Source organism: Amycolatopsis silviterrae, assembly GCF_042684085.1.
GTDB classification, from domain to species: Bacteria; Actinomycetota; Actinomycetes; order Mycobacteriales; family Pseudonocardiaceae; genus Amycolatopsis; species Amycolatopsis silviterrae.
Genome location: NZ_JBHUKS010000006.1, coordinates 312,698 through 334,830 on the forward strand (window position 1 = coordinate 312,698; position 22,133 = coordinate 334,830).

Consider the following 22,133-nt stretch of genomic DNA (forward strand, 5'->3'; position numbering starts at 1 on the left):
GTCGCGCACCGGACTCTGGCGGGAAACCTTGACATAAGCATCTTAGGACAAAGATACTTCCGGGCGACCCCGCCGGCCGAGGCGGCCGGTCCGGCGCTGCGGCGGCCGGGCAGCCTCGCGATGGTCCGGCCCGGAAAGGACTCGCGGTGACCGTGTCGAGGGAAGCGCGGCGGCCCGGCGCGCCGCTGTCCGCGTGGCTGGGCGTGCTGGCGCTGCTGGCGGTCGTGGCGATCTCCTACATCGACCGGGTCAACGTGTCCGTGCTCATCACCGATCCCGCCTTCGCCGAGCACTTCGGGATCGCGGGCAACCGGGCCGCGCAGGGCGCTCTCATGACGCTTTTCCTGGCTGGCTACGGAATCGCGGCCATGCTGATCACCCCGTGGTACGAAGCGGTTTTCGGGGTGCGGCGCGGGTTGCTCGTCAGCCTGGGGTGCTGGGCGCTGTTCACTCTCGTGTCCCCGTACGCCGGAAGTGCGATGCTGCTGCTCACGCTGCGGTTCCTGCTCGGGGCCAGCGAGGGTCCGCTGTTCTCGCTGAAAACCATGTACGTCAAGGACAATTTCGCCGAAGGCGCGTGGGGCAAGCCCAACGCGGTCAGCTCGATGGGCGTTTCCCTCGGCACGGCGCTGGGCATCCCGGTGATCACCTTCGCCCTGGTGCACTTCGGCTGGCACGGCTCGTTCCTGCTGCTCGCGGCCCTCAATGTCGTGGTCGGGCTGCCGCTGGTCGCCGTCTTCGTCCGGACCCGGCGCCGGACCGCCGAACGGCAGCCCGCGGCACGCCGGTTCGCCAGCGCGCTGCGCACACCCAAACTGGGCTGGATCCTGCTGATCGAGGTCGCCACACTCGGCTATCTGTGGGGCAGCACGTCCTGGCTTCCGTCGTATTTGCTGCAGGCACGGCATTTCTCGCTCGCGCAGATGAGCGCGCTGTCGGCACTGCCGTTCGTGGTCAGCCTCGGGTCCGGCTTCCTCGGCGGCTACCTCATCGACCGGATGCCGGGCCGCCGAGCGCCACTCGTCCTGGTGATCGGCAGCATCGGCACCGCACTGTGCGCGACGACCGCGACCTTCGCCGATTCACGCTGGCTCGCCGCGGCGGCGCTCATTCTCGCCAACGCGTTCTGGGGCCTGCAGGGACCGGCGATCCCGACGCTGGTGCAGCAATACGCTCCGGCGGGCACAGTCGGCAGCGCCTACGGCCTGATCAATGGAGTCGGCAACCTCGTGTCCGCGCTGCTCCCCACGTTGATGGGCGTGGCGATCGCGGCAGGCGGCAACCACGGATTCGCCGCCGGATACGCGCTGCTGGCCGCGACGCAACTGCTCACGCTGCTCGGTGCGCTCGTGCTGCTCCGCGGTCGCGCACCGGCCGGAACGGCTCCCTCGGCACGCCGCGGAGCCGGGGTCCGATGACTTCGCTTATTCGCTAGGCAGGGCAGCGCGACGCGCGATCACCTCCGCGGTTCCCCCTGTCACGTCAAGCAGCCGAGCCAGTACTGACCGGGCCGCTTCTGCCGCGTCCTTGCCCGCCGACCTCGTCAGCCGCTGATTCAGCCGCTTCCGGATCCGGCGGCTGTCGTCGACGAGCCGCCAGCCGTGGTCGGTGAGCTGGGCACGGCGCACCCGGCTGTCGGCCGGATCCGGCACCCTCGCGACGTAGCCGAGCCGCTCCAGTTCGCGAAGGTGCTTCGACGCCGCCTGCTGGGTGACGCCGAGCAGCCCGGCGAGTTCGGACACTGTGGGCGCCCGGTCGATCAGATGCTGGACGACGTACCCGTGGGAGTTGCGTACGCCGGGGTGGCCCGCCTCGTGCAGCTCCGCGAGGATCGCGCGGTTCGCGGAACTGCCCGCCAGCCAGGCGAGGGTGGCGAGGTCGAGGTCGGCCGGGTCCAATGCAGTCACGGTGCCACCATGCAATTGACAACCTAGATTGTACAACTTAAGTTGTGCTTATGGGTGAGCCGGTTGCCGTCGCGACGTCCCTGCTGTGCGCCCTTGAGGCCGGACAGTGCGGCGAGGACCTCCGGAAGTACTTCGCCCCGACGGCGTCGACCGTCGAGCATCCGAACCGGCTCAAGCCCGAGGGTGCCCGTGCCAGCCTGGACCAGATGCTCGCGGCGTCGGAGGCCGGTGCCGGGCTGATGTCCAGCCAGCGATACGACGTACGGTCGGCCGCGGCGGTCGGGGACACCGCGATCCTGCGCCTCACCTGGCGCGGGGTGATCGCGCGCGACACGGGCCCTTTCCGCCGCGGCGACGAACTCGTCGCGCACATTGCCCAGTTCGTCGAGACCGCGGACGGCTTGATCGCCTCGATCGAGACCTTCGACTGCTACGAGCCATTCGACACGCAGCGGTGAACGCCGTCAGATGCTGACCGGGGTGAGGTGCTCTCCGGCCCAGCGCGCGATCGCGACGGTGCGGGCATCCGTCCCAGGCTGGCCCATCACCTGCAGCCCGAACGGGAGCCCGCCGACGCTCATCAGCGGGACGTTCACCGCGGGCGCGCCCAGCAGCGAGCTGGGGAAGTTGAACCCCGGATCCCCGGTCGGCCAGCGGACCGGCGGCTCTCCCGGCACGTCCCCGGCCCAGACCGGCGCGGGCCCGGTCGAGGTCGGGAGCAGGACCGCGTCCGCACGAGGGCCGAGGAGCGCGTAGGCGGCCGTCACCGCCGCGCGGGTGCGGAGAGCTTCCTCGTAGCCCGCCGCGCCAAGACGGTCGGCAGTGTCGAAGAAGAACCGCTTGACCCGCGCGCTGAAGTCGCCGGGACGGTCCGCGGCGAGGTCGCGGAACGCCCAGGAGTGTTCCCAGGCCAGGATGTCGCTGCCGAGGTCAGACACGCCGACGAGGGCTTGTTCGAAGCGCTCGACGACGGCGTCGTCGCGACGGCGCAGGATCGTCACTCCGGCGGCCTCGACCTGGGCGACTACCTGCTCGAAAGCGTTGCGGCTCAACGGGTCCAGGCGCGTCCACGCCTCCGTCTCGACCACCGCGACCGTGCTCGGCACGCGGGCGGGCGGCGGGGCGGCGGGACCGTGCAGGGCGGGCCGGCCCGGGTCGCCTCCGGCGCGTGCGGCGATCTCGATCGCGACCTGCCACATGTCGCTCGCCGACCCGGCGTGCACGCCGTGGGTGGTCATGCTCGCGGTCTGGCGCTCCCCGCGGTTGATCGCGCCCTGGGACGGCTTGAATCCCCACGTGCCGTTGAAGCTCGCCGGCCGCATCAGGGAACCGCCGGTCTGGGTCGCGATCGCCGCCGGGACCATCCGCGCGCCGACCGCGGCGCCGGAACCGGACGAGGAGCCGCCGGGGGTGCGGCGCGGGTCGAAGGGATTCGTCGTGGGGCTGGGCTCCGGGCCGCCCAGCTCCGTCGTCACCGTCTTGCCGAGGACGACCGCCCCGGCCTGCCGCAGCGCCCACACGGCGGCGTTGTCCCGCTTGGGGAAATTGCCCGCGAACGCGGCACATCCCATCTGAGTGGGCATATCCCGAGTCTGCAGGAGGTCCTTTACTCCGATCGGCATGCCGTCGATCGGCGACAAGGGCTCGCCCCGGCGCCAGCGTTCGGTGCTTCGGTCGGCCTGCTCTCGCGCCCCGTCCTCGTTGAGCACGACCCACGCCTGAACGACCGGTTCGCGCTCCGCGATCGTCGCCAGGCATCGTTCGAGGTATTCGCGCGGGGAATCGGAGCCGTCGCGGAAGGCGGCGGTCGCGGGGTGGAAGCGCAAGGCTTCGAAGGTTCCGGGGCGGTAGGCCGGTTGGTCGTGGGTCTTCGGCACGGACTCTCCTCAGTGTTTTTGGTGGCTCAGCGGGGTCTTCTGGAGCGCGGGCTCGTCGGCACGGGTGCGCCGGAGCGTCTCCGGCAAGGCGACGACCACGACGACCAGCGCGATCACCGCGAGCGCGGCGATGTAGCCACCCGGGGCGAGCCGCCCGAACCATCCGGTCAGCAGCGCTCCGAGCAGCGGGGCAGTGCCGCCGAAGATCGCGTAGGCGACGTTGTAGGCCAGTGCGGTGCTGGTAGCGCGAATCCGCGCCGAGACCAGCTCGACCGCGACGACCGTCGATCCGACGGTGACGAGCGCGGCCGGGACGACCAGGAGGACTTCGGTCGCGAATGTCGTCGCCAGCGTCCCGCCGCCGGCCAGCAGGTAGGCGGGCAGCGAACCGGCGACGGCGACCGCGATCCCGGCGATCAGCAGCGGCTTGCGCCCGATCCGGTCGGCGAGCATCCCGGCCGGGACGCAGAGCGCCGCGCAGAGCAGCAGCGCGAGGCCGCCCGACACGAGCACGGTGTCGCCGCGGACGTGACCGGTCGTCGCCAGATAGGTGGGCAGGTAGCCGAGGAGGTTGTGGACCACGACGGCCAGCAGGGCGAAAAGCGCGAACAGCAGCAGGAAAACCCGCCAGTCGCGGAAGGTGTCGCGGATCGGCTTGGCCGCGGTTTCGTTCGCGGACTTCAGTTCGCGGAAGGCCGGCGACTCGTCGAGCCGGAGCCGCATGTAGAGCCCGACGAGCGCCATCAGCCCGCCCGCCAGGAAGGCGAGCCGCCAGCTCCAGCTCTCATACGCCGGGACGGAGATCGACCGGAGACCCAGCAGTGCGAACGAAGCGAGCGCGGACCCGACGTAGGTCGCGCTGCCCACCGCGCTGAGCCACAACCCGCGCCGCTCCGGCGGTGCTTGCTCCATCACGTACGACGCGGCGCTGGTGTACTCGGCCCCCATCGAGATGCCTTGGGCCAAGCGGCAGCACAGCAACAGGATCGGGGCCAGGACTCCCACACTCTCGTAGCCGGGCAGCACCGCGATCGCGGCCGTCGAGACGGCCATGATCAGCACCACCGCCGACAGCGCGGTCCGCCGGCCGAGCCGGTCGCCGATGCTGCCGAAGATCGCGGCGCCGAGGGGACGCACCACGAACGCCAGCCCGTACACGGCGAGTGCGGACAGGACCGCCAGAGCGGGGTTGCCCGCCGGGAAGAAGTGCTTCGCGATGATCGTCGCCGAGGCGCCGTAGACGACGAAATCGTAGGACTCGACCCCGTGGCCGATCATCGCGGCGCTGAGCACCTTGTTGGCCTTCATGGGTTCCTCACCAGATCTTCTCGAGCGCGCGGAGGACGTTCCCGCCGATGACGGCGGCGATCTCGTGATCGGGGTAGCCGTGCTTCACCAGCCACCGGGTGATGTTGCGGAAGCACTCGCCGGGGTTCTCCAGCCCGGCGACCGCGTCGACCGGCTCGAACTCCGGACCGGAGCGGATCGTCTCCTCGACACCCCACTTCCGGCTCATCACGTGGTGCATGTCGAGGTGGTCGCCGAAGAAGGTGTCCGGCCCGAACGCGACGTGCTCGATCCCGACGAGGTCCACGCAGTGCCGGAAGTGGTCCATCACCGATTCGATGGTGTGCCGGCGATGGCTGGTGCTCACGGTGGTGTACGGGGCGGCCTCGATCCCGATGACGCCGCCGGATTCGGCGCAGGCCCGGATGACCTCGTCGGGCTTCATCCTCGGGGTGTCCCAGACCGCCCGCGCCCCGGCGTGCGTGATGAGCACCGGCCGCTCGCTCGCCTCGATCACCTCGAGCGCGGTCCGGTCTCCGGAGTGGGACACGTCGATCGCCATCCCGAGCTGGTTCATGCGCCGGACGGCACGGCGGCCGAACGCGGTCAGTCCGCCGTCGCCGCGCTCGCGCAAGCCGCTCCCGAGGGAATTCGCGTCGCTGTAGGCGACGCCGATCTGCCGCACCCCGAGCCCGTAGAGCACGTCGAGGCGGTCGACCTCGTTCTCGATCAGCGCGGCGCCCTCCAGCCCCGCGACGACGGCGAGCCGTCCCTCGGCGTGCGCCCGCCGGATGTCCGCGACGGACTCGGCCCGGATCACGTAGTCCTGGTGGGCGAAATCGCAGAACCGCATGCCGAGGTCGGTGATGACGTCGTCCCACTTCCAGCCGTTGCGCGACTCGCACGCACCCCAGCCGAGGTTGTCGAACACCGCGTCGAGCCCGGACCGGCTCAGCCCCTCGTAGCCGTAGGCCAGCCGCGCGCCCCGGTTCCACTCGACCAGTTCGGTCCGGGCGTGCCGGGGCAGCCGCACCGGATGGTCGTGCAGCGACACCACCACGTTTTCGGCCAGCAGGCGTTCGGCCCGCGCCGACTCCGCGCCGGTCAGCCCGAGGTCGTGCGGCGGGAGCCGGCCGACGTCCGCCGACGGCTCGAACTCGGTGAAGTCCGTCCCCGGCTCGAGGTACGAGAAGGAGCGGTATCCGCGGTAACGGGTGGGTGGCATCGGTCGCCTCCAAGACTGCGCTGTCGTTCGCTATTGCGGCACGCCGTGCTACTTTGCGGCACGAACAGGCCGCCGTCAACTGCCTGTTCATTCCGGGTTTATTAAGGAAGATCGTTCTGGCGTCCCTTCTCGATGTGCCGCCATCCGGCACGGTGGGCTCCGTTGGTTGACACTCCACGGAGGGCGTTTTACCGTGCCGTTATGCGAGACGATGTGCACCATTGCGGCACGACGACCGGTGCTCGCGCGGCTTGGACGCCGCTGCGCCTGCGAGACGTGACGCTGCCCAACCGGGTGTGGATGTCCCCGATGTGCCAGTACTCAGCGGAGGGCGACGGCACTCCGACCGACTGGCACCTCGCGCATTACGGAGCGCGAGCGGCGGGCGGCCTCGGCTTGGTGACGGTCGAGTGCACGGCCGTCGCGCCCGACATGCGCACCACGGTCCGGGACCTCGGTTTGTGGAACGACCAGCAGATCGCGGGGCACCGCAGGCTGACCGAGATGATCACGACGATCGGATCGGTGCCCGCGGTCCAGCTAGGCGTGGCCGGGCGGAAGAGTTCGCACGGCGTGCCCTGGGACAACGCCGGGACCCGCAGTGCGATCCCTCCGGACGAGGGCGGCTGGCAGCCGCTCGCGCCGTCCCCGGTGCCGTTCGCCGGCCTGGCCGTCCCGGCCGAGATGTCCTCCGCGGACGGGGAAAGGCTGCTAGATGACCTCGAACGGGCCGCACGGGCCGCCCACCGCGCCGGCTACCAGCTCCTGGAACTGCACGGCGCCAACGGCTACCTTTTCCACGAATTCCTGTCGCCACTGGCGAATCACCGCACCGACGAATGGGGCGGCGACCTCCGGGCCCGGATGCGCTTCCCCCTGGCGATGGTGCGGGCCCTGCGCGCGGGATGGCCGGAGGAAAAACCGCTCGCGGTCCGCATCCCGGCCGAGGATCTGCTGGACGGCGGGCTCACCGTCGAGGACATGACCGTCGTTGCCGCAGGACTGTCCGCATGCGGCGTCGACCTGATCGACCTCTCCTCCGGCGCTCTCGTCCCGGAAGCCCGGCGTCTCTCCGAACCGCTGCACAATGCACAGTACGGACCGCTGTTCCGCGCGTCCGGAGCGGCCATCGCCGCGTCCGGCGAGATCTCCTCGGCCGCACACCTCGACGAAGCCGTCCCCGCTCTCGTCGACGCCGTGTTCGTCGGCCGCGCGCTGCTGCGCGATCCCTATTGGGCGTTGCGCGCCAAGGATTCCTCCCCGGCCGAATCCTGGCCGCGCCAATACCGCCGCGCCTTCTGACCCGGCTCAGGCCGAGGAGATCAGCCCGCTGATTTCCTCGGCAGCCGACACGATCAACCGCGCCAGCCGCTCCTCGTCGGCGGGGGAGAAGCGCGTCTCCGGAATCGCCAGAGTCAGCGCCGCGAAAGGCCGCCCCGTCGCATCGGCGACCGCCGCGGCGAACGAGGTCACCTGCGGCCGGAACCACGCCGACCCGTTGAGCGCGTAACCCCGCTCCGCGGTGCGGGCGATCTCCGCGCGCAGCTCCTTCGCCTTCGGGACCGGCCCAGCAAAGCCCTTCACCGGCCGCCCGAGGACCTCGCCCGCCTCGGCCGGCTCCAGCCCGGCCAGGATCGCGACCCCCGCGGACGACGCGCGCAACGGCACCCGGGTGCCGACCTCGACGAACACCCGGACGACCTGAGTGCTGTCCTCGCGCGCGACGACGAGGATGTCGTCCCCGTCGCGCAGCGAGAAATGCACGGTCTCGTCCGTCTCCGCCGCGAGCCGCTTGACCACCGGACGGGCAAGGTCGCGCAGATCCTGCTCGCCACTGCAGCGCAACCCGATGGTGAGCGCCTTCATCGTCACGCCCCACCGGGTGCGGTCGGGGTCGACGATCCGCAGCCAGCCCGCCTCCCGGAGCGTGACCAGGCAGCGCTGGACCGAGCTTTTCGGCATCGCCGTGATCCGCGCGAGTTCGGAAACGCCGATCGGCTGCCGCGCGGCGACCTCGTCCAGGATGCGAAGCGTGCTCAACGCACTGCTCAACGGCCGCACGCTGCTGGCCGGCTTGTCGGTCGCCGTCACGTCCGCGCTCTCGTAGTGCCTGGTCGGGGAATTGAGCTTAGCATCGCCGGTCTCACCGGAGCGCTTCGTCAGCTGGCGCCCCCGCCCTTGAATCCTTCGCGGCGAGGTGGGTGATCACGAGACCGAAGGCGGCGACAATGAGGTTCTGCAGGGCTGCCTGGAGACCGTTCCACTTGCTGGATTGCCACATTTGAAACCATTCTCCGCCGATTGCCATGAAGCCGACCCCGAAAAGCGCGAACTGCATCGCCCAGCCAAGGACGGGCAGGTGGTTCGCCAGCGAAAGCGGGCGTCCGGTCAGGTGGTTCCGGATACGCGCGACCAAACCGGCGATGAGCACCAGTGCGGTGAGCGCCTCCCATACGATGATGGCAATGTATGCGGCGTCGGCAATTCCGGGATTGGTGATGGCGCGCCACATCATGTTCGGCGACTGGAATGTGGTGTCCATCGCCAGGACATGACGGACGAACTCTTGATTTGTCCCGAAGTCCGTGATGTTGCCGACGGCGACCAGGGTCATTTGCACGGCGGTCATGCCGGTGAGAACCGTGGCTGCTGCGGAAAGGGTTCCGAGTCTGCGGAAGATATTCATGCGTGAACCTCAATGGTCGAGAATGTCACGGACAGGGCGGATCGTAAGTGATGTGCGGGAGATGCAGTTGCGATTGCTGGGAAGTCAGCACGTTGTTGGTCGACGCGCATATTCGCTGGATAGCCCGCTCCTCGTCGAGGTTCCAGATGCGGACCGCGCCGTCTTCACCGCCGGTCGCCAGGATTTTCCGGCGCGGATCGAAGGGGTGAAAGGAGCTTATGTGGACGATGCCCGCGTCCGTGTCGATGGGTTGCCCCATGGGTGTCGCGGACGTCGCCGAGACGGCCCATAGGTGAAGTTTTCGATCGGTACTGCCGGTCGCAAGCATCGCGCCATCGGGGCTGAAAGCAATGGCGTTCACGGCCTCGGTGTACCCGGAGAGAGGCTGGCCTAATGGGGCGGAGGGATCGTCAATGTTCCACAGCCGGAGTGTTTGATCTTCGCCGCCGGTGGCGAGAAGACGACCGGTTGGGCTGAACGCGACGGACAGCACTGGCTTGCTGTGCCCGGCAAGAGGGTGTCCGAGGCGGGATGCGTGTGCGGGATCGGCGAGGCTCCAGAGTTGCACTGTGCTGTCCTCGTTGCCGGCGGCGAGGATACGGCCGTCGGGACTGAATGCCGCCGAGTTCACGTTCGACGGGTTGCCGGGAATCGGCTGGCCGATCCGCACGGGCTCCGCCGGGTCGCGGACGTCCCAGAGCTGCAGGGTGCGATCGTCGTGGGCGGTGACGAGAAGACGACCGTCCGGGCTGAACAGAACGGGGCTGCCGTATTTCGTTTTCAGCCGGAGAGGAGGCCCGATCGGAGCCGGGTTCGCCGGAGCGGCGACATTCCAGAGTTGAATTGTGCTGTCGTAGTTGCTGGTGGCGAGGACGCGGCTGTCGGGACTGAAGGCAATCGAGCTGACGGCCCCGCGGTGTCCCGTCTTCGAGAGCCAAAGCGGACGCGGACGCGTTACGTCGGTGACGTCCCAGAGCTGGCCTGCGTTGTCTTCGGAACCAGCGGCCAGGAGACGGCCGTTCGGGCTGAAAGCCAAAGAGGAGATGGCTGATTCGTGCCCCAGCAGGACGAGATCGGGTATCGACCACAGCCGGGCGACGCCGTCCCCGCTGCCGACTGCGAGCGTATGTCCGTCCGCGCCGAACATGACTGAGAACACGTTGCCGTTGCTGGCTGACAGCGGCTTGCCGAGCGGCACCGCATTGGAGGGGCCGGAAAGATTCCAGAGCCGCGCGGTGCTGTCGCCTCCTGACGCGAGCATGCGGCCGTCCCGGCTGAACGCGACCTGCCAGACCTCCCCGACGTGCCCGAGGAGAGGCTTGCCGAGAACGGCCGGCGCGGCGACGTCCCAGAGACGCACCGTCTTGTCCTCGCTCCCACTGGCCAGAGTGCGGCCGTCGGGACTGAACGCCACCGAATGCACGATGCCGGCATGGCCGAGGAGCGGCTGTCCCCGGGGCGATGCCCGGGCAGGGTCGGCGACGTCCCACAGCCGGATCGTATGGTCGTTGCCGCCGGAAGCGAGGGTGCGCCCGTCCGGGCTGAACGCGACGGTCCGCACGAGTCCGGTGTGGCCGGCGAGCGGGCTCCCGAGCGGGACCGGGTGTGCGAGGTCGGCGATGTTCCAGAGTCTTACGGTGCGATCGCTGGTGGCGGTGGCGAGCGTGCGGCCGTCCGGGCTGACGGTGGCGGTGTAAATGGTGCCGCCGCCGTCGGTCGGAGGTCCCAGCGGACGCGGGCGGGCGGGATCGGAGACGTCCCACAGCCGGAACGCATGGTCGTCTCCGGCGGTGATCAGCGTGCGGGCGTCCGGGGTGAAGACCGCCGAAGCGACCCAGCTGCCGAATCCGGTCAAGGGAACCCCGAGCTGGCGCGGCCGTCCTCGGTCGCGCAGGTCCCAAAGGCGGACCGTACGGTCGGCGCTGGCGGTGGCCAGGACAGTTCCGTCGGGACTGAAGCCGGTCCAATACACCGCGCCGTGGTGGCCGGTGAGCGGGGTGGCCAGCGGGGCCTGCTGGGTAGAGAGCAGCCGGGTCACTACGTTCTGATCGTCGGGACGCAGCTGGTGCGCGACGAGATCGAGCTGGGCCGCCAGCGAGGGGTCGGACGCCTGCAGCCGGTCGGCTTCCGCGACGACCTGCTGGAACTGGGCTTCGTCCCGTTGCCGGACGGCGACCACCGCCGTTGATGCCGCGACAAGGGCGAAGACGACCACCGCGGCCATGGCGGCGCGCCGGGCCCAGCTGTTTCGGCGGCGGTGCCGGGAAGACGCCGCGAGGAATTCCTGGGCGGTGACTGTTGCGTCGGCGGGGTCGGCCGCCTTCATCCACTGCGCTGCCGCCTCCAGGCGCGCGCCCCGGTAGAGCAAGGACGCGTCGCGTTCCTGGCTGTCCCAGGAGGTCGAGTCCTCTTCAAGCCGCTGCCGCAGGAGGTTGCCCGCTCGGTCCTGGTCGAGCCAGCTCCGCAGCCGTGGCCAGGCTTGAAGCAGGGCTTCGTGCGTGATCTCGACCGATCGCTCGTCGAGCGTGACCAGCCGGGCCGCGGCCAGCATCTCCAGCGCCTTTCCCGCGGACGCGGGATCCTCGGCCTGATCGGCCAGCTGGTGCCGGGTCGAGCGCCTCCGCGTGTCGCGCATGTCCTCGCTGACGCGCACCAGCCGCAGGAGAATGGCACGTGCGGCGGTTTGGCCGGGCCGATCCAGGTCGGCCCACACGCGTTCCGCGGTTGCCGCCACCGCACCCCGGATTCCGCGGGCTGCCTGATACGCCTCGATCGTCAGCTTGCCGGGCTGGCGATGCTGCCAGGTCGCCAGCAACGCGTGCGACAGCAGAGGCAGAACTCCGGCGTCGTGGAGGCTTTCCGTCGAACCGGTGCGAGTCCGCGCCGCTCCGGCGCCGACGTCGCGGACGATCAGATCGACGAGCCCCGGTTCCAGTTGCAGGCCGACCGACTTCGCCGGGCCGGTGATGGCGTCGCGTAGCTCGCCGGTCGTCATCGGGCCGAGAACCTGCAGATCGCCGCTTTGCGAGGCGGCCGTGAGTTCCGGGTATTCCAGGCAGTGAACGAAGAAATCAGCCCGCAACCCGAGCAGCACGGCAGCGGGCCGTCCAGCGCCGGCTGAAGCGGAGCTGCTGATGGCGTGAAGAGTGCGAACGAATAGCCTTCGCTGGGATTCGTCCGCGCACAGCGTAAAAGTTTCCTCGAATTGGTCCACGACCAATACAAGCCGAGTCTTCGATCGCGCTCGCCGGTCGAGGTGGTCCGCTATAGCGACCTGAACCGCGGCCAGGAAATCCTCCTCGACGCCATCAGACAAGAGTTTTACCGCATTCTCAAGCTCTGGCACCCGGGCGGTGAGTTCGCGGATCGGATTGTCGCGCGGAGTCAGCGTGATCGTCGTCCAGCCACCGCCCGATGCGGCCTCTTCCAGCCTCGGGAGCAGACCGGCGGCGATCAGCGACGACTTCCCAGCACCGGACGCTCCGATCAGCAGGACCACGCCGGGGCTTGCCTTGGCCGTCAACCTGGCCACGAGGGCGTCAGTGCTGCGACTGCGCCCGAAGAAGGAGCCAGCGTCCTCTTGCCGGAACGAGGCGAGACCCCGGTAGGGACATGCGGATCCGGGCTGCTCGGCAGGGGTTTCACCGGCCGGGGGAGCGCCGGGAATCGGACTGCCGAGAGCCAGCTTCCACAGCTCTCGCCAGGCAGTCAGGTCGTACAGGTCGGGCACGATCGGAGTGGCGCGCAGCTGGCGCGCCTGTCCGATCAGGATCTCCAGGACGACGGCCAACGAGGCGAAGCTGGCAGGGACGTTCCGTCCGCGTCGCCAGTCGCTGACCCGCTGCGCCGCGACTCTGACCGGACGACCCCGTTCGTCGGCCCGGCGCGTGCGCAAAACCGATTCTGTCACCCGCTTCAGCGGAGGATCGCCCGCCTCGGCGTAGAGCAGCGCGAAGCGCTCCGCGAATAGCCCACGCGGCTCGAAGCCCATTCCATCGTCCTCCCCAAGCCGATGTCGTCGCCGCGGTCAGGCGCCGTGAAGCGGCTGCTCCCTGGCGGGCGGAGATTCATCCTGGTCACCGAGACTCAAGAATGCAAGGTGATCTTTGCCGGAGTTTCCCGCCGTGGTCGCCGCTTATGCCGGCCCCGACATTCAAGGCGGGTCGACTGTCCGGACCGGAAAACCCGATCAGGCCGCTGGCCTCGGCTTATGGAGAGTGAACGGTCCGGGAAGATCCACTCGGCACGGAGGGGCGGCAGACTGAACGGAGAAGATCACGGCAGCGATGTCGTGGTGTCCGGCACCATGCCGCGGGCTTTCGTCAGCTCGTTCCGGACACCGGGTTCGACGGTGCACGACCTGTCGAGGGGGCAGTTCGTGCAACGTCGAGGGGAGATAGAGAGGAAGCGATGTCGAACCAGGATCCGCGGGCGATCGGCTGCCTGCTTGGCTCCGGCATCCGCCTCGGACAACTGAGGGAGCAGCGAGAAGCCGGAGGCGCTGTCCCCCTGTGGCCTGACTGATGATGCGGCTCGACTCGGCCAGTCAGGCATCGCCAGACACCCGTGTTGTCGAGGACGGCGCGGGATCGTCAGATCGTACTTATTGCGAGAGCCGGCCCCCAGCGGCTTCACGATCTGGCGAGGAAAGAGGCGGCGGGGCGGCGGGTGCCCACTGCTAAGCGTCCGCTCAGCCCCGCTGCCTCTTTTGGCGCTTTTCGGCCTGTCCGTACGGCCTTGCTGGGATGGCACGGAATTACTCGATGTATGTGCTTTGCTCGGCGATGAACTGCCGGTATTCACCGTGCCTTCGGCGAATACCGGAAATCGTCCGTTCGGGTGTATGGGGTGCCTGGAAACGGGAACGCGGTCCCGCTGCCGGGAATACCGGCCCGGTGGCAGGCCGTCCGTCCCCGACGGTCAGCCACCGGCTGCCGCCAAGATCCGGATCTACGCCGTCCGGTGCGAGCCCGGACTGCCATCCCAGATCGACAATGCGCCAATAAGTGATGCGGTCTCCCGGAGCTTCGGCCATTCACCCCCTGTGCCAACCACGACAGTGCCAGGATGGCGGGATGCGCGAAGTCGACGACACGTCGTTGCTGATCGAGGTCCCGCCGGTGCACGTCTTCGCCCTCCGGGACTGGCTCGCGGCCGAGGACTCGCTGCGCGGCAGGGTCGTTCCCCGGGCCGCAGCGCCGAAGCCGGACCAGATGGGCGGCGCGGTCGAGGTGCTGACTGTCGCAGTTGGTTCCGGCGGCGCCGCCACGGTGCTGGTCCGTTCGCTGTGCACCTGGCTGGTGCATCGTCGGGCTGACGTCACGGTCACCATCACCGCGTCCGACGGGCGGCGGATCCAGGTCGATGTCAAACGGGCCGGTGACCCCGAGTCGGTGATCCGCGAGGTCGGAGCCCTTGCCGCCGGTGACCCGGAGTGACTGATGCCCGGACCGTGGTTCCCGGACCGGCAGCTGTCGAGGGCGGTGCTGATCGGCACCGCTGCCTTCCGGTCCGCCGACCTGCCCGACCTGCCCGCGGTGGCGCACAACCTCGACGCCCTCCGACAGGTGCTCACCGACGCCCAGCACGGTGTGGTCGAGCAGTGCACGGTCCTAGCGGATGACGAGGTCACCGATGCCAAGGTCGGCGCCGCCATCGCGGAAGCGGCCCGGGAAGCGACCGATCTGCTGCTGGTCTACTACGCCGGACACGGCGTGCTGGACGAGGACGGCCGGCTGCATCTGGCCCGCCCGGACACCAGCCTGGACCACATCGGCTGGACGAGCGTGTCCGTCGACCTGCTCAAGCGGGACGTGGTCCGGGCCAGAGCACGAGCGCGGGTGCTGGTGCTGGATTGCTGCTTCTCCGGCCGTGCGGTCGCGGCGATGTCCGATCCGCGCAGCCTGCTCGCCGGTCAGCTCGCCTTGGCCGATCCGCGCGGTCCGGTCGTCGGCCAACGCGCCTTGTCCGGCACCTACACCCTGACCTCCACCACGGCGACCGCACCCAGCCACGCTCCGCCGGGCATGCGGTACACCTCCTTCACCAACGCGCTGCTCGGCGCATTGGCGCAACCCAATCCGCTCACGCTGGACGAGATCTACCAACGGATCTCTGCCGAACTGGACGGCCTCGGCCTGCCCCTGCCACAACACAACGCCACCGGCGACGCCGCCACCCTCGCGCTCGCTCGCGGCCTGGTGCCGGCCTCCGGCACCCCATTGCCGCCACCGGCCGCCCCACCAGTCGCCCAGCGCGTGTTCCTCGCTGCGCGTCCACCGTCACGAGCGCGAATGACAGCCACCTGGGCCGTCTTCGTGCTCGGGCTAGCCGCGATCGGCACGGCCAGCGCGGTCCTGGCCTCCGGCCGGTGGGGCGCGGTCTTCAGCTGGATCCTGCTCCTGCTGGGGCCCGCGCTGCTGCTCGCACCGTTTCGCGCGGCGAGGGGAAAGCTGGAAATCCAGCGGCACCATCTGAGCGTCCAGTGGCAGTACGGCCGGCGAACCGACATTGCGTGGCAACGGATCCACCAGATTCGCGTGGTCCCTGTCGACCGCCCGGAACTGCGGATGCCACGCTGCGATATCGAAATAGAACTCGGCAACGCCAGCTACCTCCCGCTCGACGGCGGGCCGCTCAAACGGGTGCCTGACTGCGAACGGCCTACCTACTGGTTCGGCGAGATCGACACGTCACCGCGCCGGCTGGTCGCGGCGCTGCGGCAGTATCTGCCGCAGCAAGCCCGGATGGGCTGACCCGAAAGCCTGGCCATCGTTGATTTCGCCGTAACGCCGAAGCGGCGATCGGCTGGACACGGTTCCAGGGTGTTCAGGTGAGTTCCGGCTTTCGCCGATCAACATCGACGCTGGACTGGCAGGCCAGGTCGGTTGCAGCGGTGCGTGTGGTGCGCGACCCAAAGCGACGCTTGCGGTGCGGAGTGGCGCGGTGCAAGACCCTTTCGGCTGGTCGCCGACCACCACCTCTGTCGGGCTGTACAGCGATCCGTCGTCGTGCGCGGTGCCGACCGTTGTCCCCTTTCTGTCCCGTTGACTGGCCAGTTGTCCGGGTAATTTCCATTATCTGTCGATTTTCGCCCGTTGTTCGCCGCATATCATCGTTGGCGTGTCCGAGTACGAGTTCGATCTGTTCATCAGCTACAGCCGTCACGGCAGCGTGCAGAAATGGCTGCTCAACCACTTCTACGGCAGACTGCGGGAATGCCTCGCCGACGAGTACGGCAGCCTGAGCGTGTACCTGGATCGGCAGATGCCCAGTGCGGTGCACTGGCCGTCCAATCTGCGGGATGCGTTGCAGCGCAGCAAGATCATGGTTCAGTTGCTCACCCCGCCGTACTTTCAGTCATCCTGGTGCATGGCTGAGATGCGCAGCATGCAGGCGAGGGAGGAGATGCTCGGACTCGCGGGAAGCGGTGTTTCTTCCCAAGGGTTGATCTACCCGATCCTGTACGCGGACTCGGAAAATTTTCCCGAAGAGGGAAAGGTGCGGGCCTGGCGGGATTTCAAGGATGTCGCTTATCCGGATCCGTGCTATCAGCAGAGCGTTGAATACAACAAGTTCCACCAGAAGGTCAAGGAGCTCGCCAGGGACCTGGCGCAACTGGTGGCCCAGGCGCCGCCGTGGCAGCCGGACTGGCCGCTCGTCGAAGTACCGCAACCGGTGCTGATGCCGACTCCTCCGCTGCCGAGGTTCGAATGACGACCGGCACCGTGCTCACCTTCTACTCGTACAAGGGCGGGGTGGGCCGCAGTTTCACACTGGCGAACGTGGCCGTGCTGCTGGCGCGCTGGGGATACCGGGTGCTCACGGTGGACTGGGATCTCGAAGCGCCCGGGCTGCACCACTACTTCGGGCCGAAGCTGGTCGAACAGCCGGAACGCGGGATCGTCGACCTCGCGCACGACTTCCTGCGCGATGCCGGATCACCGGAGGCCCCGCGGAACCTGGAGTCCTACGCCGTCCGGGTCGGCGTCGAAGGCGGTCGGCTCGATCTGCTGGCCGCCGGACGCGTGGTTTCCGGCAAGCTCGAAGACTCCTATTCGAAGCGGATGCAGGCGCTGAACTGGGAGGAGCTGTACCGGCGCGGGTTCGCCGCGTACCTGGAGCGGTGCCGGGCGGCGTGGACCGAGGACTACGACTTCGTACTGCTCGACAGCCGGACCGGCGTGTCCGACATCGCCGGCATCTGCACCGCGCATCTGCCGGACCGCTTGGTCGTGGTGTTCACCGCCAACGACCAGAACCTCGACGACGTGGTGGACGTCGCCCGGCGGGCCGACCGCGCTCGCGACCGCCTGCCCTACGACCGGCCCCGGCACTCGGTGCTCCCCATTCTGTCCAGATTGGACAATCGGGTCGAGTACGAGCGCGCCGAGCTGTGGCAGCGCAAATGCGCCGAGACCGTGGCGCCGCTGTTCGGCAACTGGCTGGCGCAGACCGTTCCGGTGGACCTGATGATGCGCCACCTCACCGTGCCCTACGTCTCCTACTGGAGCTTCGGCGAGCAGTTGCCGGTCCTGGACGAGGAGGTGCCCAAGGCGGACCAGATCTCCTACGCGCTGGAGACGGTCGCGTCGGTCATCGCGCAGGACTTCGACCGCACCGACGTGCTGGCCGACAACCGCGACGCCTACGTGGCCGCGGCACGGGACCGGTGCCGTGAGTTCGACCTGGACGTGCTGGTGTCGAGCGCACGGCAGTCCAAGGTCGCGGCGGAACTGATCGAAGAACTGCATCTGCTCGGAGTGCGCGCCGACCGGTCGTTGTCCGGCGACCCGGGATTCCTGGCCGAGGCCACCGATTCTGCCCAGCACCTGTGCCTGGTCGTCGAGGGGCCGCTGAGCCGCTGGCAGATCACCGAGTCCGAACGGTTCCTGCGGCACACGCTCGGGCCGGAGGGCAGGCATCGGCAACTGTTCTGCCTGCTCGCCCGCGGCATCGACCGCAACGAGCTGCCGGGCTTCGTGCGCAATCTGCACCATCTGGAATTCACGCCGGACGCGCGGCCCGTCCGGGTGGCCAGGCAACTGCACGACCTGCTTACCGCCACCGGGGCAGGGCCGGACCAGGAGGCGCTGCGGACCGCGGCGGACGCGCTTCGCGCGCTGCCGGACACCCTGCCCTACGCCGAACGCTCCGTGCTGGTCGAGGACACCGTGCGCGGGATGGCCACCGCGCTGGACCACGGCGACCTGGCCCTGCTGCTCGACCGGTCGGCGGACCTGGCCTTCCTCAGCAGGGCCCGCGTCGACGGCGCCGGGGTGCCCGCACCCCCCGCGCTCCTCGACGCGACGAGGGCGCTGCTGAGCCGGATCGATCGACGGATCAACGCGTTCACCGAATGAAAGGCGGCGAAATGCCGGAGCAGTACTCCACGAATGCCAGAGCCGCACTGCTGGCGCTGGTGCTGGCCAACCGGGACATGCTCAACACCGAACTGGTCAACGACCACAAGATCCGGCTCGGCCGGGACGACCGCGACCGGCTGAACGCCGCCGGGCTGCTGGAGAGCTTGACGAACCTCCGGCCGATGGTGCACCGGATCACCGACGAGGGGATCGACTGGTGCATGACCGACCTGGTCCGGGCGGAACTGCCGTCCCGCTCGGGGCCGCAGGCCCGGCAGCAGCTCGACCTGCTGCGCCGGCTGGTGCCGTTCCTGCGCCAGCGCGGTCTGCTGGCCGAGGCGCTGCGGTCCGGCGACCTGGAGGCGCTCATCCGCGGCGTCTACGCCGAGCTGTCGGTGGGCGTGCAGGACTGGATCCGCCTGGCCCGGCTGCGGCCGAAGCTCAACGGCGCGGACAAGGACGAGGTGGACGCCGTGCTGGTCGAGATGGCGAAGACGGGCACGGTCCACCTGGCCCCCGACTCCAACCGCAAGGTGCTCACCGACGCCGACCACGACGCCGCCGTCCGGGTCGGCGGCGAGGACAAGCACCTCATCGTGATCGAGGAATCATGACCGACGACTTGCGCGAGGTCCTGGCCGTCCTGCGGTTCAACTCCGCCGAGACCCCGGACGACGTCTGGCACACTTCGCCCTCGCACGTCGACGGACTGCACGCCAGGGTCGAGCACAACATCAAGGCAGGCATCGAGGACGCCAGGGCCAGCACCGGCCCGAGCCCGGTGGGCGTGGCCGTGCAGGGGGAGAAGGGAGTGGGCAAGACCCACCTGCTCGGCACGGTGCGCCGCATGGCGCAGCGCGAGGGCGGCTACTTCTTCCTGGTCGAGCTCACCACCGGGGACGCGTTCTGGGACGACATCGCCGAGGCGATGCGCAGCGAACTGCACCGGGCCAACGACGACGGCGAGCGCCAGCTCACCGTGCTGCTGCGGCAGTTGTGCGCCGGCGCCGCGGTGTCCGAAGAGGTCAGCCGAGCCATCGTGGGCGAATCGGCACTGGAGCCCGACCATGTGCGGGCATTGCTCAACGGCCTGCGGAAGGCCGACGGCCGCATCGCGGTCGAATGCGGCGACACCATCCGGGCTCTGGTGCTCTACGGGTCCGACGCCGCGGACATCGGCCTGGAATACCTCCAGGGCCACGAAGGCAGCGAAGACGACCGCCGGTTCTGGGGCATGCAGCACCGCGCCAAGCCACCCCGCGTGCTGGTGCGCGACATCTCCCGCGTCCTCGCCCTGACGGGACCGTGCGTCGTAGGGGTCGACCAGCTGGACACCCTGGTCAGCAAGGGGCAGGACGCCCTCGACACCCGGGAGACCGACGCCGAGGCGACTCGGGAAATCGCGCTGATCTCCGACGGGCTGATGGCCCTGCGCGAATCCACTCAGCGGACGCTGACCATCGTGGCGTGCCTGCCCAACACCTGGATGCGGTTGAAGGACGTGGCCAGCGACACGGTGGCCGACCGGTTCACCCAGACCTCCTTCCTGGGAGCGATCCAGGATCCGGCGCTGGGCAAGAAGCTGGTCGAGAAATGGCTTCGGGTGATCTACGAAAAGCAGGGAGTCACACCACCGCACTCGACCTGGCCCGTAGCCGCCAGCGCGTTCGGGGAGAGCTGGACGAGCCGCACGCCGCGGCAGTTGCTCAAGAGGATCCACGCCCACGCCGAAGCCTGTTTGCACGGGGAGATCCGGGAACTGGGTTCCTTCGACGAGAAAGTGGTCGAGACCGTGCCCATGGCCGTACTGCCGGATCATTCTCTCGGCGAACTCGACGAGGAGTTCGCCCGGCTGCGCGCTGAGGTCGACCTCAGCGCGCTGGACATCAGCAAGGACAACGAAAACGACATCGCCCCGCCCTTGCTGCTGGCCGGTCTGAAGGCGTGGATCACCGAGATCGGCAACGACGACCTGAAGTGGCAGCCGGAGTCGCTGTCGGACGAGAAGAGGCTGCACGCCAGCCTGCGCCGGCTCCTCGACGACGCGCTCGACATCCAGGAGCAGTGGACCTTCCGGGTCATCTCCGGGGGCCACGGCACGACGGTGCTGCGCCGGCTGCGCAGCGCCCGCGACGCGGCGGGCATCCGGGCGGGGGCCAAGGACCGGCACCTCGTGCTCATCCGCTGGGGCGACCGCGGCTGGACCGGGCCGACCACCCGCAAGGAGTTCACCGCGCTGGAGCGGCTGGGGGTGCGGCGCCTCGACATGTCGGACGAGGATCTGCGGACCTTCAGCGCGCTCCGGGAAATGCTGGCCAGGCCGAGCCACCGGTTGATCACCTGGCTGGTGGCGCGCAAACCCGCCAGCGGCCGGACGCTGCTGCGCCACGTCCTGCCCCAGCCCACCCAGCGCAGGAGCGGCCATCAGGAAACGCGGCCGCCGCCGGGACCCGCCGTCCCGCCCCCCGCCGAGCCGAATCCCGCCCCGCCGAAGGCCCCGGTTGCCGAACCGGCTGAACCCCCGCCCGCGGAACCGTCCGCATCGGCGGGCGACGAACTCGTGCTCGGGCTCAAGGGAGAAATCCGCATCGAACTGGAGTCGCTGCGCAAGCACGTCATCGTGTTCGCGGGGTCCGGCAGCGGGAAAACCGTGCTGCTGCGCCGGATCGTCGAGGAGTGCGCGCTGCGCGGGGTGTCGGCGATCGTGCTGGACCCCAACAACGACTTGGCACGCCTTGGCGACGCCTGGCCCGAACCTCCTGCCGACTGGCTGCCCGGGGACGCGGGCAGGTCGGCGGAGTACCTGGCCGGCACCGAGGTCGTGGTGTGGACACCCGGCCGGGCGGGCGGACGTCCGCTCAGCTTCCACCCGTTGCCCGACTTCGCCGACGTCCGCGAGGACGCCGACGAGTTCGCGGCCTCGGTCGAAGCCGCCGTGGCGCGGCTGGTGCCGCACGCCAGGGTCGCCAACGGGACCAAGGGCGCCGTTCGCGGCCGGGCGGTGCTGCGCGAGGCGTTGACGCACTACGCCCGTTCCGGGAAGCGGGACCTCGACCGGTTCATCGAATTGCTCGCCGAATTGCCGGAGGGGGTGAGCAATCTCAGCACCGGCGTCGCGATGGCCGCCGATCTCGCGGAAACCCTGCGGGCGGCGGTGGTCAACGACCCGCTCCTCGGCGGGCAGGGGGAAGCGACCGACCCGGGGAAGCTGCTCACGCCGTCGGCGGGCAAACGGGCCCGGATCTCGGTGATCAGCTTCATCGGGTTGCCGTCGGAGGAGCAGCGGCAGGGCTTCGTCAGCCAGCTCCAGTGGGAGGTGTTCGCCTGGATCAAACGCCATCCGGCCGTGGACCGGCCGCTCGGCGGGCTGTTCGTGATGGACGAAGCGCAGACTATCGCGCCTTCGACGGCGTTGACGGCCAGCACGCAGAGCACCATCCTGCTGGCTTCCCAGGCACGCAAGTACGGGCTCGGCCTGGTGCTGGCCACTCAGGCGCCGAAGGGCGTGCACAACCAGGTGGTCGGCAACGCCACTACGCAGTTCTTCGGCAGGCTGAACAGCCCGGCGCAGGTGGCCGCCGCGACCGAGATGGCCAGGGCGAAGGGCAGTTCGGTGGGCAACATCGCGCGGCTGGAACGCGGGCAGTTCTACGCCGCCGGCGAGAACTTCGCCTTCCGCCGGATGCGGGTGCCGCTGTGCCTGAGCCACCACCCGCCGAGTCCGCTGCGGCTCGAAGAAGTGCTCGACCGGGCCCGCGGGAACCGGTGACCGACGGCGAAAAGCGC

General features: G+C 69.2%; 16 protein-coding genes. 9 read left to right on the forward strand and 7 right to left on the reverse strand.

The window, feature by feature from the left end; all coding sequences use genetic code 11:
- Positions 1-146 precede the first annotated feature (146 nt).
- Entirely contained in the window at positions 147-1,418 is a 1,272-nt protein-coding gene (locus tag ACFSVL_RS10465) for an MFS transporter (RefSeq protein ID WP_378302888.1), read from the forward strand.
- Positions 1,419-1,424: 6 nt separating this feature from the next.
- Here ACFSVL_RS10465 and ACFSVL_RS10470 read toward each other — a convergent pair whose 3' ends face one another.
- Positions 1,425-1,907: a MarR family winged helix-turn-helix transcriptional regulator gene (locus tag ACFSVL_RS10470; RefSeq protein WP_378302890.1), complete on the reverse strand. Its 483-nt coding sequence runs from the start codon at positions 1,905-1,907 to the stop codon at positions 1,425-1,427.
- 50 nt (positions 1,908-1,957) lie between these two features.
- Here ACFSVL_RS10470 and ACFSVL_RS10475 point away from each other — a divergent pair, with 50 nt between their 5' ends.
- The gene (locus ACFSVL_RS10475; RefSeq protein ID WP_378302892.1) at positions 1,958-2,365 is read left to right on the forward strand and encodes a nuclear transport factor 2 family protein; all 408 of its coding nucleotides are present in this window, start codon (positions 1,958-1,960) and stop codon (positions 2,363-2,365) included.
- A 6-nt stretch (positions 2,366-2,371) separates the two neighbouring features.
- Here ACFSVL_RS10475 and ACFSVL_RS10480 read toward each other — a convergent pair whose 3' ends face one another.
- The 3 genes from ACFSVL_RS10480 to ACFSVL_RS10490 are packed head-to-tail and all read right to left on the reverse strand — an operon-like array spanning position 2,372 to position 6,296.
- Positions 2,372-3,784 carry an amidase gene (locus ACFSVL_RS10480; protein ID WP_378302894.1) on the reverse strand — a complete coding sequence of 471 codons (1,413 nt, stop codon included), beginning with the start codon at positions 3,782-3,784 and terminating at the stop codon, positions 2,372-2,374.
- Between the two features lie 9 nt (positions 3,785-3,793).
- On the reverse strand, positions 3,794-5,092 hold the full coding sequence (locus ACFSVL_RS10485) for an MFS transporter (RefSeq protein ID WP_378302895.1): 1,299 nt from the start codon (positions 5,090-5,092) through the stop codon (positions 3,794-3,796).
- A 7-nt stretch (positions 5,093-5,099) separates the two neighbouring features.
- Positions 5,100-6,296 carry a dipeptidase gene (locus ACFSVL_RS10490; RefSeq protein ID WP_378302897.1) on the reverse strand — a complete coding sequence of 399 codons (1,197 nt, stop codon included), beginning with the start codon at positions 6,294-6,296 and terminating at the stop codon, positions 5,100-5,102.
- Between the two features lie 201 nt (positions 6,297-6,497).
- Here ACFSVL_RS10490 and ACFSVL_RS10495 point away from each other — a divergent pair, with 201 nt between their 5' ends.
- On the forward strand, positions 6,498-7,598 hold the full coding sequence (locus tag ACFSVL_RS10495; protein WP_378302898.1) for an oxidoreductase: 1,101 nt from the start codon (positions 6,498-6,500) through the stop codon (positions 7,596-7,598).
- 6 nt (positions 7,599-7,604) lie between these two features.
- Here the strand turns inward: ACFSVL_RS10495 and ACFSVL_RS10500 are convergent, their stop codons facing one another.
- The 3 genes from ACFSVL_RS10500 to ACFSVL_RS10510 are packed head-to-tail and all read right to left on the reverse strand — an operon-like array spanning position 7,605 to position 12,973.
- Positions 7,605-8,387 carry an IclR family transcriptional regulator gene (locus ACFSVL_RS10500; protein WP_378302900.1) on the reverse strand — a complete coding sequence of 261 codons (783 nt, stop codon included), beginning with the start codon at positions 8,385-8,387 and terminating at the stop codon, positions 7,605-7,607.
- A 52-nt stretch (positions 8,388-8,439) separates the two neighbouring features.
- On the reverse strand, positions 8,440-8,982 hold the full coding sequence (locus ACFSVL_RS10505; protein WP_378302902.1) for a DUF2165 domain-containing protein: 543 nt from the start codon (positions 8,980-8,982) through the stop codon (positions 8,440-8,442).
- 25 nt (positions 8,983-9,007) lie between these two features.
- A complete protein-coding gene (locus tag ACFSVL_RS10510; RefSeq protein ID WP_378302904.1) occupies positions 9,008-12,973 on the reverse strand; it encodes an nSTAND1 domain-containing NTPase in 3,966 nt (1,321 codons plus the stop codon).
- 1,084 nt (positions 12,974-14,057) lie between these two features.
- Between ACFSVL_RS10510 and ACFSVL_RS10515 the strand changes: the two genes are divergently transcribed.
- From ACFSVL_RS10515 to ACFSVL_RS10540, 6 genes are all read left to right on the forward strand, one after another.
- A complete protein-coding gene (locus ACFSVL_RS10515; RefSeq protein ID WP_378302906.1) occupies positions 14,058-14,420 on the forward strand; it encodes an effector-associated constant component EACC1 in 363 nt (120 codons plus the stop codon).
- Positions 14,421-14,423: 3 nt separating this feature from the next.
- The gene (locus ACFSVL_RS10520; RefSeq protein ID WP_378302908.1) at positions 14,424-15,737 is read left to right on the forward strand and encodes a caspase, EACC1-associated type; all 1,314 of its coding nucleotides are present in this window, start codon (positions 14,424-14,426) and stop codon (positions 15,735-15,737) included.
- 367 nt (positions 15,738-16,104) lie between these two features.
- Positions 16,105-16,698, forward strand: coding sequence for a TIR domain-containing protein (locus tag ACFSVL_RS10525; protein WP_378302910.1), 594 nt, complete (start codon positions 16,105-16,107; stop codon positions 16,696-16,698).
- Positions 16,695-18,344 (forward strand): KGGVGR-motif variant AAA ATPase, encoded by a 1,650-nt coding sequence (locus ACFSVL_RS10530; RefSeq protein WP_378302912.1) that lies wholly within the window; start codon positions 16,695-16,697, stop codon positions 18,342-18,344. The genes ACFSVL_RS10525 and ACFSVL_RS10530 overlap by 4 nt, the downstream gene beginning before the upstream one ends.
- Before the next feature lie 11 nt (positions 18,345-18,355).
- Positions 18,356-18,961 carry a hypothetical protein gene (locus ACFSVL_RS10535; RefSeq protein WP_378302914.1) on the forward strand — a complete coding sequence of 202 codons (606 nt, stop codon included), beginning with the start codon at positions 18,356-18,358 and terminating at the stop codon, positions 18,959-18,961.
- Complete coding sequence (locus ACFSVL_RS10540; protein ID WP_378302916.1) at positions 18,958-22,116, forward strand: ATP-binding protein; 3,159 nt, start codon at positions 18,958-18,960, stop codon at positions 22,114-22,116. The genes ACFSVL_RS10535 and ACFSVL_RS10540 overlap by 4 nt, the downstream gene beginning before the upstream one ends.
- Positions 22,117-22,133: the final 17 nt, after the last annotated feature.